This is a genomic window from Mesorhizobium sp. AR10 (assembly GCF_024746795.1).
Taxonomy (GTDB): domain Bacteria; phylum Pseudomonadota; class Alphaproteobacteria; order Rhizobiales; family Rhizobiaceae; genus Mesorhizobium.
This window is the reverse complement of record NZ_CP080524.1, coordinates 1,679,948-1,696,072: the sequence shown is the minus strand read 5'-3', so window position 1 is coordinate 1,696,072 and position 16,125 is coordinate 1,679,948. Positions and strand designations below refer to the sequence as shown.

Sequence of the window (16,125 nt, the reverse complement as noted above, 5' to 3'; positions counted from 1 at the left end):
CGCAATCACGCCAGGAGCCCTGCAATGACGGCGGCGGCTGAAGGGGCGCCCCCGTTGCGCATGACGCGGGCCAAGCGAAACGCCCTTCTGCAGTCCGAACCCGTCCAGGGCTTGGCCCTGATCAGCCCGACTTTCCTCTATGCACTTATCCTTCTGGTGGCGCCGATCCTGGTGGTCATCGCCCACTCTTTCTGGACCCAGAACTACCTCACCATCGACCACACCTTCACGCTGGAAAACTACCGGGTCGCGCTGACCGAACCGATCTATCGCGACCTCTTGTGGCGCTCGCTCTACATCTCGCTGACGGTGAGCTTCTTCACGGTGGTGCTCGCCTACCCGATCGCCTACTTCATCTCGTTCCACGGCGGCCGCCACAAGAGCCTGTGGCTGTTCCTCATCACCATCCCGTTCTGGACCAGCTACCTGCTGCGCGTGATGTCGTGGAAGGTCATCCTCGGCTACAACGGCGTGCTCAATTCCGGCCTGATGGGCCTTGGCGTCATTGACGAGCCGTCGACCGCGCTGCTTTACAATTCGACCGCAGTCATCATCACGCTGACCCACGCCTGGGCGGCGTTCGCCATCCTGCCGATCTTCGTCTCGCTGGAAAAGATCGACCGGACGCTGGTCGAGGCGGCCAAGGACCTCGGCGACGGACCCTTGCGCTCCTTCCTGCGCGTCACGCTGCCCTTGTCGGTACCCGGCATCATCTCGGCGGCGCTGATCGTCATGATCCCGACGGTCGGCGACTATGTCACGCCGAAGCTTGTCGGCGGCAAGGACGGCGTCATGATCGCCAACGCCATCCAGGCGCAGTTCGGCAAGGCGTCCAACTGGCCGCTGGGCGCGGCACTTTCCGTCACCACCATGCTGATCGTGACACTGATGGCGGGCGCCACCGTGCTGATCATCCGCGCCGCCCAGAGGCTGGCGCGATGACAGCGGCGCGGCGTTTCCTGGCCAGTGGCTGGCTGTCGACCTATGCGTTTCTCTACGTCGTCTTCCTCTATCTGCCGGTAATCTTCCTGCCGATCTTCTCGCTCAACACCTCCGCGACGCCGAAATTTCCGCTCTCCGGCTTCACGCTCAAATGGTATCAGGACCTGCCGCGCACCCCGGCACTGCTCGACGCCGCCTGGAACAGCCTGATCGTCGGTGTGTCGGCCTCCATCCTGGCTACCGTTCTTGGCATCCTCGCCGCCCGCTCGATAACCCGCTACCGCTATCCCGGCCGCCGCGCCATCAACGGCCTGATCATGGCGCCGCTGGTGCTGCCGGAAATCATCGTCGCCATCTCCATGCTTTTGGTGATGCTGCAACTGGGTTTGAGCCTGTCGCTGTTCACCGTGGTGCTCGGCCATGTCCTGGTCTGCATTCCCTATTCGATGACGGTACTCACCTCCGGCTTCGAAGGTTTCGACCGCAGTCTGGAAGAAGCCTCCGCTGACCTCGGCGAAAGTGCCTTCGGCACTTTTCGACGCGTGACGCTGCCGATGGTGGCGCCGGCCATCATTTCCAGCCTGCTTGTCTGTTTCACCATTTCGCTGGATGAATTCGTCATCTCCTTCTTCCTCACCGGCACCGAGACGACGCTGCCGATCTACATCTGGGGCCAGTTGCGCTTTGCGGCGAAGCTGCCTGGCGTGCTGGCGCTGGGCACGCTTTTGCTGATTGCCTCCTTCCTGCTGATGACCGTCGCCGAAATCCTGCGCCGCCGCGCGGCAAAACGCACCCAGAACGAGGGAGGCCTTTATGCCTGAGCGGCCCCAAGCCGAACGGCTCCAATCCGAGCGACCAATGATCGAGATCAAGAGCGTTACCCGCAGCTACGGTGCGTTCAAGGCGCTGGACGACGCCTCGCTGATCATAAAGGAGGGCGAGTTCTTCTCGCTGCTCGGCCCGTCCGGCTGCGGCAAGACCACGCTGTTGCGCATGATTGCCGGCTTCGACAATACGACCACCGGTTCGATCTCGGTCGGCGGCCAGTCGATGGAAGGCATCCCGGCCAATCGCCGGCCGACCAACATGGTGTTCCAGAGCTATGCCATCTTCCCGCATCTCAATGTCGAGCAGAACGTTGCCTATGGGCTGAAGCGGCTGAGGCTGGAGGGATCGGAGGAAAAGCGTCGCGTCGAGGAAGCACTGGCGCAAGTTTCCCTGAGCGGCCTCGGCAAGCGTCTCGCCACCGAGCTTTCCGGCGGCCAGCGGCAGCGCGTCGCCTTGGCTCGGGCGCTGGTGATGCGCCCCAAGGTGCTTTTGCTTGACGAGCCGCTGTCGGCGCTGGACAAGAAGCTGCGCGAACAGATGCAGGTCGAATTGCGCCGACTGCAACAAGCCGTCGGCATCACCTTCGTCCTGGTCACCCACGACCAGTATGAGGCGCTGGCCATGTCCGACCGCATCGCGGTGATGTTCGGCGGCAGGATCGCGCAGGTCGCCTCGCCCAAGGAAATTTACCAACGGCCAGTCAACCGCCAGGTGGCCGACTTTCTCGGCGGCATGAATTTCGTCAAGGCCCAAATCGTCGAGGAGAACGGCGCATCGCTGGTCGTCGACACGCTCGGCTTCGGCCGGATCAAAACGGACAAACCCAAAGTGTTCGTCCGCAATGGCGGCGCAGCGACGCTGGGCATCCGGCCAGAGCGACTGCGTGTGCTATGGGACAATGCGACGGCCAAATTCGAGGTCGCCGGCAAGGTGGTCGAGCGCCATTATTTCGGCGAGATCACCCATTTGATCGTCGAGATACCGGGGCTGGAAAAACCGCTGTCGGTGACCGAAACCAACGATTTCGGCGCCGACGACATCCCGGTCGGCACCTCGATCCGCCTCGCCTACGACCCCGAGGCTTTGGTGGCGATGGCGGACTGAAGCTCGGCGATGATCCTTCGCGCGGCGAAGCGCCCGGCGACGATGGCGCCTTCGATATAGCCGGGAAATGACGGCGACAGTTCCGACGCAGCAAAATACATTGGCGGTGAACCGGCCAGGATTGTCGGCTCGGCGTCGACGGCCGTCACATCGGTGATGAGGTCGCTATAGGCGCCGCCGCTCCAGCGATCATGCGTCCAGTCGCGATAGCTGAGATCGAGAATGCCGGCGGCCTCGGTGCCGAGCGCTTCCGCCAGCCTTGCCGTCAGCTCGGCGCGCAACGCCGCATCGCCCAGGTCACGCCAGCGCAGGGCCAGCGGCCCGCCGACGAAAACCACCAGCGCGGCATGATCGTCGTCCTTGCTGACGTCGCATGCAAACAGGCCCGGCAGATCGCGCCACATCACCATGCCGCTCAACCCCCTGGCGCGCCAGAACGCCTTGCCATAGCGCACCAGCACCTTGATCACCGCGCCGCTTTCCCAGACGTCGAGCGCGCTCCTCAGGGGCATCGGCAAGGGCGGCGCGAAATCCAGCTTCGAGGCCATCATCGGCGGCACGGCGATCAACACCGTCTGGGCTTCGATGGCGCCCGCCACTGACGCAACACGAACCCCTCCCGGCCCATGCTCGATCGCTGTGACCGGCACATTCAAGCGTACCCGGTCGCCGAGATCGCGCGCCAGATCGTCGGCCAGCGAGTGCATGGTTTCGCGGACGAAATACTGCAGTTCCGACACTTCGTTGGTGATCCGGCGGTCATTGTCGATCAGGTGCCACAGCGGCATCTTTTCCAGCGCCTGGCACCACAGGCCCTCGATCATCGATCGGAAGACCGCCTTGACCTCGTCGGCGTCATTCTGGCCATCGAGCCATGCGGCGACCGTCAAACCGGCAATGGCTGGATCGTCAGGGGCGATCATGTTCATCCGATCGCGGATCGCCATCGAGGCGAGATAGGTTCGCTCGGCTTGCATGCCGCTCATCTGCGGCTGCGCCACGAACTCGCCTTCGATATGGGCTTCGACCAGCGTCTTGCCGCGCGCGTGCACAAGCGCCATCAGCTCGGGCATATCTTCGCACAGAAACTGGCCGCCGCTGTCGATGCGCTCACCAAGCCTGTTGTGTCTGGACTCTACGCGCCCACCGACACGGTCGCGCGCTTCTAGCAGCAGAAAATCGATGCCGGCTTTCTTCAGCTCGAGCGCCGCCGACAGGCCAGTGAAGCCGGCGCCGACAATGACGACATCGGTTGTCTCGTCCCCGCTCTTCAATAGCCGGCCTTGATCTTCTCGAATTCGTCGATCATCCGCTGCTTGAGCTCCGGCGCCACCGGCTGCTGGAACAATGTCTTGTCGAGGAACCTGTCGAGATTGTCGAAACCGCGCTCAGTCAGGATCTTGGAATCGATCGCCGCCATGCCGGCGCCGTTGCCGTGTCCGTAACCGAATGTCTTGACCATATAGTCCGAGACACCGGGCGCGTTGACCGAGCTCAGGAAATCATAGGCCTGGTCGAGATGCCCCGGCGCATCCTTCATCAGCACATAGCCGCACACCCAGGTGGATATGCCTTCCTTGGTGTCGCGGTTCATGGCGATCGGCACGCCCTGGCCCTTGAGCGTGACGAAGGTCTCGTTCCAGCCCCAGGCGAGGTCGACCTCATTGCCGGAGAAGGCCTGGTTGATGTCGGTGTCATCGGTCCAGTAGAAGCGGATGTTCTTGTGCACGTCGCGCAGGAAAGCCGATGCCTCCTTGAACTGTGCATCGGTCATCCTGGTCCAGTCCTTGAGGCCGATGACCAGGCTCGCCAGCGCATAGGCGTCGTCGACATTGTCGCCGATGGTGACGCGCCCCTTGAATTTCGGATCGGCAAAAATCCTCAGCGACTGCGCCTGTTCCGGCGACACTGTGTCGGTGCGATAGAGCAGCGACGTGTTGCCCCAGTCGAACGGCATGAACCAGGCCTTGCCGTCGGCGGTGGTGGCGAGATCCTTCATCGCCATGATGCCGGCATTGAGGTCCTTCCAGCCGGTGATGCGGCTGGTGTCGAGCGGCTGCAGCATGCCGGCCTCGCGCCACTTCACCACGCTTTGCGAGCAAGGATGGGCGATATCGGTCTTGAAGCCGGCCCGCATCTTCTGGAAGGCTTCGTCCTCATCGCCGAAGAAAGCGAAGGTCGGTTCCGTGCCGTATTTGGCGGCGTAAGCGGGATGAAGCAACGGATCCTCATAGCCCGACCAGTCGAACACGACGAGGTCGCCACCGCTTTCGGGTAGCGCGTAAACCGCACCGGCGCCAATCGTGCAAGCGGCGGCAAGGACAATGCGGCGAAGCATGGAATTCATGGCGCGAAACTCCTCATCACGGGAGACGATGCGACGTTAGGAAAATTCCGGGACTTTGGCGAGCCCGTCCGCCCGCCATATCGGCAGGCAGACAAGCCAGGCGAAACAGAGGTCAATAGCCAGCTTTGATCTTCTCGAATTCGGCGATCATCTTGAGCTTGAGATCCGACGGAACCGGCGCCTGGAACAGCGTCTTGTCGACGAATTTCTCCACGTCGTCGTAGCCCTTTTCCTTCAGTATGGCCTGGTCGACACCGGCCATGCCCTTGGCGTTGGCCTGGCCATAGCCCCAGTCCTTGACCAGCACCTTGGCGATTTCCGGATCGTCGACCGCGTTCAGAAAGTCATAGGCTTTGTCGACATTGCCCGGCGCGTCCTTGAACAGCACATAGCCGCAGACCCAGGTCGAAATGCCCTCGTCGGTGTCCTTCTTGGCCTTGATCGGCGCGCCGGCAGCCACCGCCTGCACCGTCGCGTCGTTCCACGCCCAGGCGAGATCGACCTCGCCGCCGCTCATCGCCTGGACGATGTCGGTGGTATCGGTCCAATAGGTGCGCACATTCTTGTGCACCTCGCGCAGGAAGTCGGATGCCTGCTTGAACTGGTCGTCCGTCATCTTGGTCCAGTCCTTGACCCCGATCGCCAGCGAGGCCAGCGCATAGGCATCGTCGACATTGTCGCCGATCGAAACCCGGCCCTGGAACTTGGGATCGGCAAAGGCCTTCAGCGACTGCACGTCCTTGGCGTCGATCTTGTCGGAGTTGTAGGTAAGCTGCGTGTTGCCCCAGTCCCACGGCATGAACCAGGCCTTGCCGTCTTCGGTGGTGGCCAGATTCTTCATCGCCATGATGCCGGGATTGAGGTCTTTCCAGCCGGTGATCTTCGACGTGTCGAGCGGCTGCAGCAGTCCCGCCTCACGCCATTTCACCACGCTTTGCGAACAGGGATGGCCGAGATCGGCCTTGAAGCCGGAGCGGACTTTTTGGAACGCCTCTTCCTCGTCGCCGAAGAAGGTGAAGGTCGGCGAGTCGCCGTTCTTCTCGACATATTTCGGATGGAAGCTGGGATCCTCATAACCGGACCAGTCGAACACGATCAGGTCCTTGTCGGCGGCAACCGCCAACGCTGCCGCCGAAGCGGCCAGCGCGCCAGTCAGTGCCAGTGTCAGTGTCAGGCGTCGGGTCATTTTCATTGACGTTCCATCCTCTTTATCTTCGATTGTTTCATGCCGGCTTGGGACCGCCGGCTGTTGCCCACGGATAGTGGTTCGGAAATGCCGCCGACAGGAATTCGTTTGCCGCCTGCAGCGCGGTCTCGCGGGTGACGTCTTCGGTCCCCATCATCAACCGCAGCCACAGGCCCTCCAGCATGGCGCTGAGCGCCAGCGCCATGACTTGCGGCTCATAGGCATAGCCACCGCTCTGTTTCAGCGTCGCGCAGAGGTCGATGAAGATGTTCTGATAGGCCGCGTCGCGCGCGCCGCACAACGCCTGATAGGTCGGACGCGACTTGGCCTCGCCCCAGAAGGCGCACCAGGCGGCCAGCTTGCGCTTGTTGCAGATCGAGCGGTCGAAATCAGCGGCGACCAGAGCCCGCAATTGGCGGGCGGGATCATCGCCCGCCTTCTGCAGGGCGCTGCGCCAGTGCGCCGAATACTCGTCATACATGTACTGCAAGGTAGCGACGAGCAGCTTTTCCTTGCTCTCGAAATGGAAGTTGACGATGCCGCGCGATAGCCCCGCGCCGTCGGCGACATCGGCCATCGTTGTCTCCGCATAGCCGCGCTTGGCCAGCGAATCGATCGTCGCCTCGATCAGCTGAAGCTGCCGGACCTCCTTCGACGCCTTGCGGCCGCGTTTTTCGGATTCGTTTTTCTGCGCTGCTTCAAGGAGGGCTTCCCTGGCCTCTGCTGTCTTCATGGGCGTGATGGTCTCCAGCATCGCCGGCTAGCCAATCGCATCCGGCTTCCACCCGCGAAGATGAGTGGGACGGTGTTCACCGCTGTCAAGCACCTTCTGCATGGCTTCCCAGGTTCGTATGTTCTTGTCGACATAAGCTGCCCCGACCACAGCCGCGACCGTCGAATAGAGCGGGCCTTTGAGGCGGTTCAACTCGTCGCGCGCGACGTCGCGATACCAGGGGTTGCGGTCGCGCACGGTGACATCGGCAAAGCCGGCCCGGCGCATCGCCTGCGCATAGCGTGTAGGCGATGCCATGGCGAAGGACAGCCCTTCCGCCGCGATATAGGCCTTCATCTCCGGCGACGGTTCACCGTCATGCGAGATCATCCAGTTCGACGCCGCAAAGGCGCCGCCCGGCTTCAGCACGCGGAAGATCTCGGCGAACATGGCGTCCTTGTCGCGCACATGCAACAGCGCGTCCTTGGAAAAGACGGCATCGAAGGCACCGCCGGCAAAAGGCAGCGGCCCTGGCGGTGCCTGGACAAAACTGGCGCGGTCGCCGAGCCCGCGTGCCACAGCCCGCGACCTGGCCGTGTCGATCACCGGCCGCTCGACATCGAAACCGGTGGCGTGCGCTGCGCCATGACGCTCGATCAGATGCAGCGTGATGCCGCCCGAGCCGCAGCCAATGTCGAGGATCGTCTTGCCCTTGAGCGCGAGGCCTTCGACGACTCGGTCGACCTCGTCTGGCCCGCCCGGCGACAGATAGCCGTCGCCCCACAGCGCCTCGAGGAAGCGGATGGCAGCGTCGTCATACTCCGGCTCGGCATCTGCCGTTTCGATCATCAGACCTCAGTCCCAACCCTCGAAAGTCCACGTCGGAATGCTGGCAAAGCCTAGCGCATAAAAGGGAAAACGCAACATCATTTGTTGAACATTCATTCAGAATGGCTGGACAGATTGGCCGTTGCCGTGCCAAATTCCGCGCATTCGGGGAGCGATCACACAAAAATGAAGGGTCGAGCACAATGAAGGCTGGGCGCGGATGAAGGCTTGGGACGCGATCATTATCGGCGGCGGTCACAACGGGCTAGTCAATGCCTGCTATCTGCAGCGCGCCGGGCTCGATGTGCTGGTGGTCGAGAAGAACGACTGGGTCGGCGGTGCCGCCACCAGCAGGGAATTGACGCCCGGCTTTCTCTACTCCAACTGCTCCTATGTCTGTTCGCTGTTTCGCCCCGAGATCATGCGCGACCTCGAACTGCCGCGCTTCGGCCTGCAGGTGATCTCCTATGAGGGCGGCGCGGTGTTTACCCGCGACGGCGATTACCTCGCCAACTACCGCGACCATGACGCCCACCGCCGCGAGTTCGCCCGCTTCTCGAAGCGCGATGCCGAGGCCTATGACCGCTACGCCCGCGACGTGACGCGGCAGTGCCGCTTCATCCAGCCGCTACTGATGCGCACCGCACCCGATCCGACCAGCTTTCGGCCGCGCGACATCGGAGAACTGCTGTATCTCGGCAGGAAGTTCGCCGGTCTTTCGGCCGAGGAAATGGCACTGACGCTGCGCTTCTGGACCATGTCGATCTCGGAATTCCTCGACGAATACTTCGAGACCGATGTCATCAAGGCGAATTTCGCGCTGTCCGGCATCATCGGCACGGCGCTCGGGCCCATGTCGCCGGGCACCGCCTATGTGCTGCTGCACCACTATATGGGCGAGGTCGACGGCTCGGTCGGCGCCTGGGGCTATGCGCGCGGCGGCATGGGCGCCGTCACCAAGGCGCTCGCCGCTTCCTTCCAGGCCTCGGGCGGCACCATCCGCACCGGCGCCGAGGTCGACCATGTGTTGATCCGGCGCGGCAAGGCCAAAGGCGTGGTGCTGGCCGGTGGCGAGGAGATCTACGGCAAGCTGGTCGTCTCCAACGCCGACGTGAAGCGAACCTTCCTCAAGCTGGTCGAGGAAAAGGAACTGCCCGAAATCTTCCTGCGCCGGGTGAAGAACTTCAAGATCCGCGGCTCGTCCGGCAAGGTCAACATCGCGCTCGATTCATTGCCCGAATTCCCGGCGCTGCCGAAGGATTCGCCGGTCTATCGCGGCGACATGCATTTCACCGATTCGATGGAGCGCATGGAGCGCGCCTATGACGACTGGAAGGTCGGGCGCTGGTCGGCAGACCCCTTCCTCGACATGGTGATCCCGACGACGCTCGACCCGACCATGGCTCCATCAGGCAAGCATTTCATGAGCTGCTTCGTGCAGTACGCGCCGCCGAAGGTGAACGGCCACGACTGGACCGACGCCGATCGCGACGGCTTTGCCGAGAGCGTGATTGCGCAGATCGCCGACTACTCGCCCGGCTTCCGCGACCGCATCGTCCACATGGAGGTGCGCACGCCGCGCGAGATCGAGGCCGAGGTCGGCCTCACCGAAGGCAACATCTTCCAGGGCGAGCTGACCTTCGATCAGCTGCTGTTCAACCGTCCCGTGCCGGGTTACGCGCAATACCGCTCGCCAGTGGGTGGGCTCTATATGTGCGGTTCCTCGACCCATCCCGGCGGCGGCGTCATGGGCGCACCGGGCCGCAATGCCGCGGCCGAAATCCTGCGCGACCTCGCCAAGTCAACCTCCCATATGAGCCCCGCCCATGACGTCATTTGATGCCATCATAATCGGCGGCGGCCACAACGGCCTCGTCGCCGCGGCCGCGTTGGCAAAGAGCGGCCGCAAGGTGCTGGTATTGGAAGCCGCCGGCGATGTCGGTGGCGCCGCGCGCACCGAGGAATTCGCACCAGGCTTTCGGGTCTCCTCAATCGCCCATGTGCTGAACCGTCTGCATCCCGATGTGGTGAAAACGCTGGAGCTGGAAAAGCACGGGCTGGAGATGACGCGCGGCTTCGTGCCGTCGGTCGCGCTGACGAAGGACGGCCCGCCACTTGTGCTGCATGGCGCCTATGGCGAGGTGCTGACCGGCGCCAGTCCCTCTGAGCACTCCGCTTGGAAGGAACTGCGTGCCCAGCTGTTGCGCTATGCCGGTATACTGAAGCCGTTCCTCGCACGTCGCCCGCCCGATCTCGGAGGCATATCACTCGCCGAGACGGCGGCGCTCGGCCAGACCGCGCTGGCGCTGAAGAAGCTCGGCAAGGAAGACATGCGCGATTTCCTGCGCGTGCTGTTGATGAACGTCGCCGACCTGCTCGACGAGCAGCTTGCCGATATCAGGCTTAAGGGCCTGCTTGCCTTCGATGCGACTCTCGGCAGCCATCTCGGCCCCCACTCGCCGACCTCGCTGCTCGGCCTCTACTATCGGCTGGCGGGCGAGACCGGCGGCGCTGCCGGCGCACAGATCCTGCCGAAAGGCGGTATGGGCGCAGTCATCGGCGCCATCCGTGCATCGGCGGAGCAGGCCGGCGTCACCATCCGCACGGCGACGCCGGTGGCAGAGATCATCGTCGATAAAGGCCGCGCCGTCGGCGTCGCCCTCGACAGCGGCGAGGCGCTGCGCGCCAGGGCGATCGTCTCCACCATCAATCCGGCGACCACCATCCTCGACCTTGTCGGGCCGCGCGAGATCGACACCGGCTTCGTTCGCAAGGTGAAAAACATCCGCATGAAAGGCGATGCGGCCAAGCTCAATCTGGCGCTTGACGGGCCGCCGCAATTTACTGGCGTCGATGCCGCCGGCCACAAGGGCCGTCTCGTCATCGCGCCCTCGCCCGACCACGTCGAGCGTGCCTTCAACCCGTCGAAATATGGCGAGTTCTCGCCTGAGCCGGTGATGGAGATCACGTTGCCCAGCATCGCCGATCCGTCGCTCGCGCCCGCTGGCGCCTGCGTGCTTTCGGCCGTCGTGCAATACGCGCCCTATGCGCTGAAAGAGGGCTGGAGCGCCGGCAAGCCGAAATTCCTTGGGGCGATCATGGCTCAGCTCGAGGCCTATGCACCGGGGATCGGCAAGAGCGTGCGTCATGCCGAACTGCTGACGCCGGCCGACATCGAGACGCGCTACCGGATGCCCGGCGGTCACTGGCACCACGGCGAACTGCAGGCCGATCAGATGCTGATGTCGCGGCCCGTATCCGGCTGGTCGGGCTACGACACGCCGATCGAAGGGCTGTTCCTGGCCGGCGCCGGCTCGCATCCGGGCGGCGGCGTCTCCGGCGCACCCGGCTTGAACGCCGCCAAGCGCATCATCGCGATGAAGGGATAGGCCATGGCGCAAGCGACCAGGAAGAAACCCAGCGCGGCAAAGACGAGCCCGATCGTCCCCGCTCGCATCGCGGCGCAATCGCATTTCCGCACCTTGCGGCTCGGCACGCCGTTCCAGCCGCGCATCGACGCGCTGGCCAGGACCCAGGACTGGTACAATTGGGCCGGCTACCGAGCCCCGCATTCGCTGTGGGACGAGGAGCTCGAATATTTCGCCATCCGCAGCCAGGCCGCTTTGTTCGACATCTCGCCGATGACCAAATACCGCATCGAGGGTCCGGACGCCGAGGCCTTCCTCAACCGGGTCACGCTGCGCGATGTGGCGAAGCTCAAACCCGGCCGCGTCCATTACACCGCCTGGTGCGACGATGAGGGTTTCGTCCTCGATGACGGCACGCTGTTCCGCCTGTCGCCGACACGGTTCCGGCTGTGTTCGCAGGAGCGGCATCTGCCCTGGCTGCTCGACAGCGCCATCGGCTTCGACGTGGTCGTAGAGGAAGAAACCGAGGCCGTCGCCGGTCTGGCATTGCAAGGGCCGACGTCATTCGCCTTGCTGCGCGATGCCGGCTTCGCCGGCGTCGAAAAACTCCGGGTGTTCGACCTTGCCGAGTTTCCGCATGACGGCGGTACCGTCACCATCTCGCGTACCGGCTTCACCGGCGATCTCGGCTACGAACTGTTCGTGCCCTCGGGCAAAGCGCTGAGCCTGTGGGACCGGCTGATGGCGGCGGGCGAATTGCGCGGCATCCGCGCCATCGGCTACACGGCCTTGAATCGCGCCCGGCTGGAGGCTGGGCTGATCGTCGCCAATGCAGATTTCACCACCTCCGAGCATGCCATCCGCGCCGACCGCCTGCGCATGCCGGACGAGATCGGTCTCGGCTTCATGATCGACCTGGAAAAGGGCCATTTCAACGGCCGCCGCGCCATCCTCGAAGCCCGTGCAAAACGCAAGCTGCGGCATGTGCTGGTCGGGCTGGAGATCGAAGGCAACATCCCCGCCGAACACGCCATCGTCTACTACAAGAAAAGCCAGGAGGTCGGGCTGGTCAGCGCCGCCATGTGGTCGCCGATGGCCAAGCGCAACATCGCCATTGCCTCGCTGGTGCGGCCATACGGTGATACCATTGTTGAAGACCTCTGGGTCGAGATCTACGCCATGCGCGAGCTGCAGTACCAAAAGCTGATGAAGCGGGCCAAGGTGGTGGCGCGGCCATTCATCAAGCTCGACCGCCGCACCGCCAATCCGCCGGCGGATTTCTGACCATGACCGACGAGGCCGAACGCGAAGCCGCCGAGCAGTGGGAGCTGGTCAACACGCCGCTCGGCGAAAAATGGTCGGGCCGCACGCGCTATGCTGCCGCCATGTTCTTCTACAAGCGCGGCGAGATGAGTGCCGAAACGCTTGAGGTCTATCGCATCTGCGCGCGGCTGGATTCAGAAAACCCATTGCCGATCGTCCGCGATCGCGGCGTCGGCCAGTACTGGTTGAAGCGTATGGGTTTCGAATAGCGTCGGCTCTACCCAATCGTCTTTTCCAGCATGCCGAGCCAATTGCGGTAGGCGATCTTCTCGATCAGCGCGCGCCCAAAGCCGCGCGCGGCAAGCGCATCGATCAGCTTCGGCAGGCCGGCCACGTCTCCGATGACGGCCGGGATCATGGCGCCGTCGAAATCCGAGCCCAGCCCGACGCCGCCCTCGCCCAGCGCCTGCAGCAGCGAATCGACGTGGCGCACCATGATGTCGAGGCTGGTATCGGCGTTCATCCTGCCGTCTTCGCGCAGGAAGCCGGTGGCAAAGTTCAGCCCGACCATGCCGCCGGACTCGCGGATCGCGCCGAGCTGCCAGTCGGTGAGGTTGCGCGAATGGCCGCAGATCGCATGCACGTTGGAATGCGTGGCGACCAGCGGCGCGTCGCTGATCGCAGCGACATCGCGAAAGCCCTTCTCGTTGAGATGCGAGAGGTCGATCATGATCTTGAGTTGGTTGCAGGCTTTCACCAATGCCTTGCCGGCATCGGTGAGGCCGGGCCCGGTATCGGGCGATGACGGGAAGCGGAACGGCACGCCATTGCCGAAGGCGTTCGGACGACTCCAGACGATGCCGAGCGAGCGCAAGCCGGCGGCGTGCAGCACGTCGAGCAGGGTGAGCTCGGGATCGATCGCCTCGACGCCTTCGATGTGGAACACCGCAGCGATCGACCCTTTCGCCATGGCGTTGCGCACGTCACCGGCGCTGCGGCAAACGGTGAGCGCCGAAGCCCGCTCCAGCCTGTACAGGATCGAGGCCATGGCGATGGTGGAAGCGAGCGCATCGGCGCGGGGAAGCTCGGGCGGCAACGGCTCGTTGTCGCTTGGGGCCGGTGGCACCGCGGTGCGCTTCGATTTCTCGACCGGCGGCGGGAAGATCGCAAACATGCCGCCGGCAAAGCCGCCCTTCCTGGCGCGCGGCAGGTCGATATGGCCGCCCTGCGTCCCCTCGATGAACAGCTTTTCGACATCGGTGTCTTTCGCCTGATAGAGCCTGAGCAGCGTGTCGTTGTGGCCGTCGAAGACGGGGACGAGATCGGATTCGGTCATCAGGGAGCCATTCATTTCAAGTGGTGGGCCGGAGACGGACAGCCAGTCCGTAGGCGATACGTCTAATTAGGCAAGATGCGCGAGCTGCGCAAATGCCAGAGACGTTACCCCTTTGTGGCTGTCCGCTCTCCACCGGCATCCGAGCGCCAAGGTGCGCGAATTGAACCTACTGTTTCAGCACATCGGCCCATTCGCTGTGGCGGCGGAACTGGGCATTGGCGAACGGACAGAGCGGGATGATCTTCTTGCCTGCCGCGCGCGCATCCTCGACGGCGCGGGTGACGAGGCGAAGTCCCGCGCCCTGGCCGCGAAACACATCCGGCACCTCGGTGTGATCGATGATGATCTGGTGTTCGCCGATCTTGGTGAAGGTCATCTCCGCCTCTGCACCATCGGGCCCGCGTAGGACATAGCGGCCCTTGGAACCGCGATCCTCGAGTTCGATTTCCGGCAATTGGTCAGGCATCGCTCAGGCTCCTTCAACCGGCACGGCGGCGAAGAACCGCCGCGCCGCTTCGATCTCGTTTGGCCGCACTTCGTGGCCACCCTCATGCCATTCCACTGTGACATCGGCGCCATCGGCACGCAAATAGACCTCAAGCCGCGTCGTCAGGTTCGGCGGGCAGATCGGGTCACGCTTGCCGGCGGTGATCAGGATGCGGCGGCCGGCGAGACTGCCCTTCACTTCCGGCTCGAACGGGATCAGCGGATGCATCAGCACCACCGCGTCGAACAATGCCGGCCCTGCAAACACCACAGAGGCCAATATGTTGGCACCGTTGGAATAGCCGAGGCCGAGCACCGACGACGGCTTTGCCGCCTCGACATGCGCCTTGACGAAGTCCGCCATCTTTTCCGTCGCCCGCGCCAGGTCGTCCATATCGTAGACGCCCTCGCCGGTGCGGCGAAAGAAGCGCGCAGCACCTTGTTCCGAAACATCGCCGCGCGGCGAGATGATGGTTGCTTGCGGCGCCAGATCGCGCCCCAGCGACAGAAGCTGGCTCTCGTCTGCCCCGGTGCCGTGGAAGACAAAGAGCAGCGGGCCGCCGGGCGAACCGGGCAGCACTTTGTGGATGTAAGCGTCCTTGCTCATGACCTGATCCTCAATCTTCCAGCTTCTGCAGATGTTGTTCGAGATAGGGCCTCAGATGCTGGTGCTGTGACGGCAGCTTGAGCGCCTCGCCGAGATGGGCTGTATCCTCGTCGCGGTCGAAGCCCGGCTCGTTGGTGGCGACTTCGAACAGAACGCCGCCGGGCGTACGGAAATAGATCGCCCAGAAATAGTCGCGGTCGATCACCGGTGTCACCTGATAGCCTGTGTCCATCAGCGCCTTGCGCACTTCGAGCTGTTTGGCGCGGTTCTCGACGGCGAAGGCGACATGGTGGACGGAGCCGGCGCCGAGATTGGCAAAGCCGACACCCGGCAGCGAGTCGATATCGACGACATCGGCGCCGTTGCCGTTCTTGACCGCCAGCCGGCTGACGCTTCCCGACCGGTCGATCTCCTCATAGCCCATGAACTTCAACAGCTCTTCGGTGGCGCCGCCGTCCTTCAGCCGTAGCGATACCGAGTGAAAGCCGCGGATCGCCTGGTCGGAGGGGATGCCGCCTTTCACCCATGGTGCTCTGGTGTCCGCCTTATCTTCGACCAGCGCAAAGCCGTCACCGTCCGGACCGGCGAAGGCAAGCCGCTTTTCACCGAATGTCTCCTCACGGGACAACCCCGCGACGCCCTCGTCGGCAAACCGTTTTTCCCAATAGGCGAGCGTGCCTTCGGGCACCGAGTAGACCGTAGTGCCGACTTCGCCGACGCCGTGACGACCCTTGCCGATGTTCGGGAACGGAAAATAGGTCATCACCGAACCGGGCGTGCCGAGCTCGTCGGCATAGTAGAGGTGGTAGACATCCGGCGCATCGAAATTGACGGTCTTCTTGACCCGGCGCAGGCCGAGTTTCCTTGTGAAGAATTCATTGTTCTGGCGCGCATCCCTGGCCATCGAGGTGACGTGATGCAGGCCCTTGATCTGGTCGAGCATTTTCCTGCTCCTTCCTTGGTGCTTGTGCGGCCCTTGCCGCTGTCCACGCCAATATGAGAACGCGACCGCCCCAGGCAAAGGCGGCAAACGCAGAATAGACTGTACTTTAATAGTGAACAATGTCGCATCTTTTGTTCACTATTTGGCAAATCCGTCAGGCTTGCATCGCCGTCAA

Annotated in this window: 16 protein-coding genes; 7 read left to right on the top strand and 9 right to left on the bottom strand. The window is 63.3% G+C overall.

Annotation, left to right across the window (positions count from 1 at the left end; all coding sequences use genetic code 11):
• Window positions 1–24 precede the first annotated feature (24 nt).
• From LHFGNBLO_RS11755 to LHFGNBLO_RS11745, 3 genes are read left to right on the top strand one after another with little or no spacing between them, the layout of a single operon-like run.
• Complete coding sequence (locus LHFGNBLO_RS11755) at window positions 25–942, top strand: ABC transporter permease (protein WP_258607156.1); 918 nt, start codon at window positions 25–27, stop codon at window positions 940–942.
• Window positions 939–1,763: an ABC transporter permease gene (locus LHFGNBLO_RS11750; protein WP_258607155.1), complete on the top strand. Its 825-nt coding sequence runs from the start codon at window positions 939–941 to the stop codon at window positions 1,761–1,763. Before LHFGNBLO_RS11755 ends, LHFGNBLO_RS11750 begins: the two co-directional genes overlap by 4 nt.
• Before the next feature lie 37 nt (window positions 1,764–1,800).
• Window positions 1,801–2,874 (top strand): ABC transporter ATP-binding protein, encoded by a 1,074-nt coding sequence (locus LHFGNBLO_RS11745; protein WP_258607153.1) that lies wholly within the window; start codon window positions 1,801–1,803, stop codon window positions 2,872–2,874.
• On the opposite strand, the gene LHFGNBLO_RS11740 is transcribed toward LHFGNBLO_RS11745, so the two are convergent.
• The 5 genes from LHFGNBLO_RS11740 to LHFGNBLO_RS11720 form a co-directional block, all read right to left on the bottom strand.
• On the bottom strand, window positions 2,838–4,148 hold the full coding sequence (locus LHFGNBLO_RS11740) for a flavin monoamine oxidase family protein (protein ID WP_258607151.1): 1,311 nt from the start codon (window positions 4,146–4,148) through the stop codon (window positions 2,838–2,840). The genes LHFGNBLO_RS11745 and LHFGNBLO_RS11740 overlap by 37 nt on opposite strands.
• Window positions 4,145–5,221 carry an extracellular solute-binding protein gene (locus LHFGNBLO_RS11735; protein WP_258607149.1) on the bottom strand — a complete coding sequence of 359 codons (1,077 nt, stop codon included), beginning with the start codon at window positions 5,219–5,221 and terminating at the stop codon, window positions 4,145–4,147. The genes LHFGNBLO_RS11740 and LHFGNBLO_RS11735 overlap by 4 nt, the downstream gene beginning before the upstream one ends.
• A gap of 112 nt (window positions 5,222–5,333) precedes the next feature.
• Complete coding sequence (locus LHFGNBLO_RS11730; protein ID WP_258607147.1) at window positions 5,334–6,413, bottom strand: ABC transporter substrate-binding protein; 1,080 nt, start codon at window positions 6,411–6,413, stop codon at window positions 5,334–5,336.
• A gap of 31 nt (window positions 6,414–6,444) precedes the next feature.
• A complete protein-coding gene (gene betI / locus LHFGNBLO_RS11725) occupies window positions 6,445–7,161 on the bottom strand; it encodes a transcriptional regulator BetI (protein WP_413774675.1) in 717 nt (238 codons plus the stop codon).
• Between the two features lie 6 nt (window positions 7,162–7,167).
• The gene (locus LHFGNBLO_RS11720; protein WP_258607144.1) at window positions 7,168–7,968 is read right to left on the bottom strand and encodes a class I SAM-dependent methyltransferase; all 801 of its coding nucleotides are present in this window, start codon (window positions 7,966–7,968) and stop codon (window positions 7,168–7,170) included.
• Between the two features lie 199 nt (window positions 7,969–8,167).
• On the opposite strand from LHFGNBLO_RS11720, the gene LHFGNBLO_RS11715 reads away from it, so the two are divergent.
• Genes LHFGNBLO_RS11715 through LHFGNBLO_RS11700 form a run of 4 tightly spaced genes read left to right on the top strand, consistent with a single transcriptional unit; the run spans window position 8,168 to window position 12,847 of the window.
• On the top strand, window positions 8,168–9,787 hold the full coding sequence (locus tag LHFGNBLO_RS11715; RefSeq protein ID WP_258607143.1) for a phytoene desaturase family protein: 1,620 nt from the start codon (window positions 8,168–8,170) through the stop codon (window positions 9,785–9,787).
• Window positions 9,774–11,336, top strand: coding sequence for a phytoene desaturase family protein (locus LHFGNBLO_RS11710; protein WP_258607142.1), 1,563 nt, complete (start codon window positions 9,774–9,776; stop codon window positions 11,334–11,336). The genes LHFGNBLO_RS11715 and LHFGNBLO_RS11710 overlap by 14 nt, the downstream gene beginning before the upstream one ends.
• 3 nt (window positions 11,337–11,339) lie before the next feature.
• Window positions 11,340–12,599 carry an aminomethyltransferase family protein gene (locus LHFGNBLO_RS11705; RefSeq protein WP_258607141.1) on the top strand — a complete coding sequence of 420 codons (1,260 nt, stop codon included), beginning with the start codon at window positions 11,340–11,342 and terminating at the stop codon, window positions 12,597–12,599.
• A gap of 2 nt (window positions 12,600–12,601) precedes the next feature.
• The gene (locus LHFGNBLO_RS11700) at window positions 12,602–12,847 is read left to right on the top strand and encodes a hypothetical protein (protein WP_258607140.1); all 246 of its coding nucleotides are present in this window, start codon (window positions 12,602–12,604) and stop codon (window positions 12,845–12,847) included.
• A gap of 8 nt (window positions 12,848–12,855) precedes the next feature.
• Here the strand turns inward: LHFGNBLO_RS11700 and LHFGNBLO_RS11695 are convergent, their stop codons facing one another.
• From LHFGNBLO_RS11695 to LHFGNBLO_RS11680, 4 genes are all read right to left on the bottom strand, one after another.
• Complete coding sequence (locus LHFGNBLO_RS11695; protein WP_258607139.1) at window positions 12,856–13,914, bottom strand: dipeptidase; 1,059 nt, start codon at window positions 13,912–13,914, stop codon at window positions 12,856–12,858.
• A 166-nt stretch (window positions 13,915–14,080) separates the two neighbouring features.
• The gene (locus LHFGNBLO_RS11690; protein WP_258607138.1) at window positions 14,081–14,380 is read right to left on the bottom strand and encodes a GNAT family N-acetyltransferase; all 300 of its coding nucleotides are present in this window, start codon (window positions 14,378–14,380) and stop codon (window positions 14,081–14,083) included.
• Window positions 14,381–14,383: 3 nt separating this feature from the next.
• Window positions 14,384–15,007 (bottom strand): alpha/beta hydrolase, encoded by a 624-nt coding sequence (locus LHFGNBLO_RS11685; RefSeq protein ID WP_258607137.1) that lies wholly within the window; start codon window positions 15,005–15,007, stop codon window positions 14,384–14,386.
• 10 nt (window positions 15,008–15,017) lie between these two features.
• Window positions 15,018–15,950: a VOC family protein gene (locus LHFGNBLO_RS11680; RefSeq protein ID WP_258607136.1), complete on the bottom strand. Its 933-nt coding sequence runs from the start codon at window positions 15,948–15,950 to the stop codon at window positions 15,018–15,020.
• Window positions 15,951–16,125: the final 175 nt, after the last annotated feature.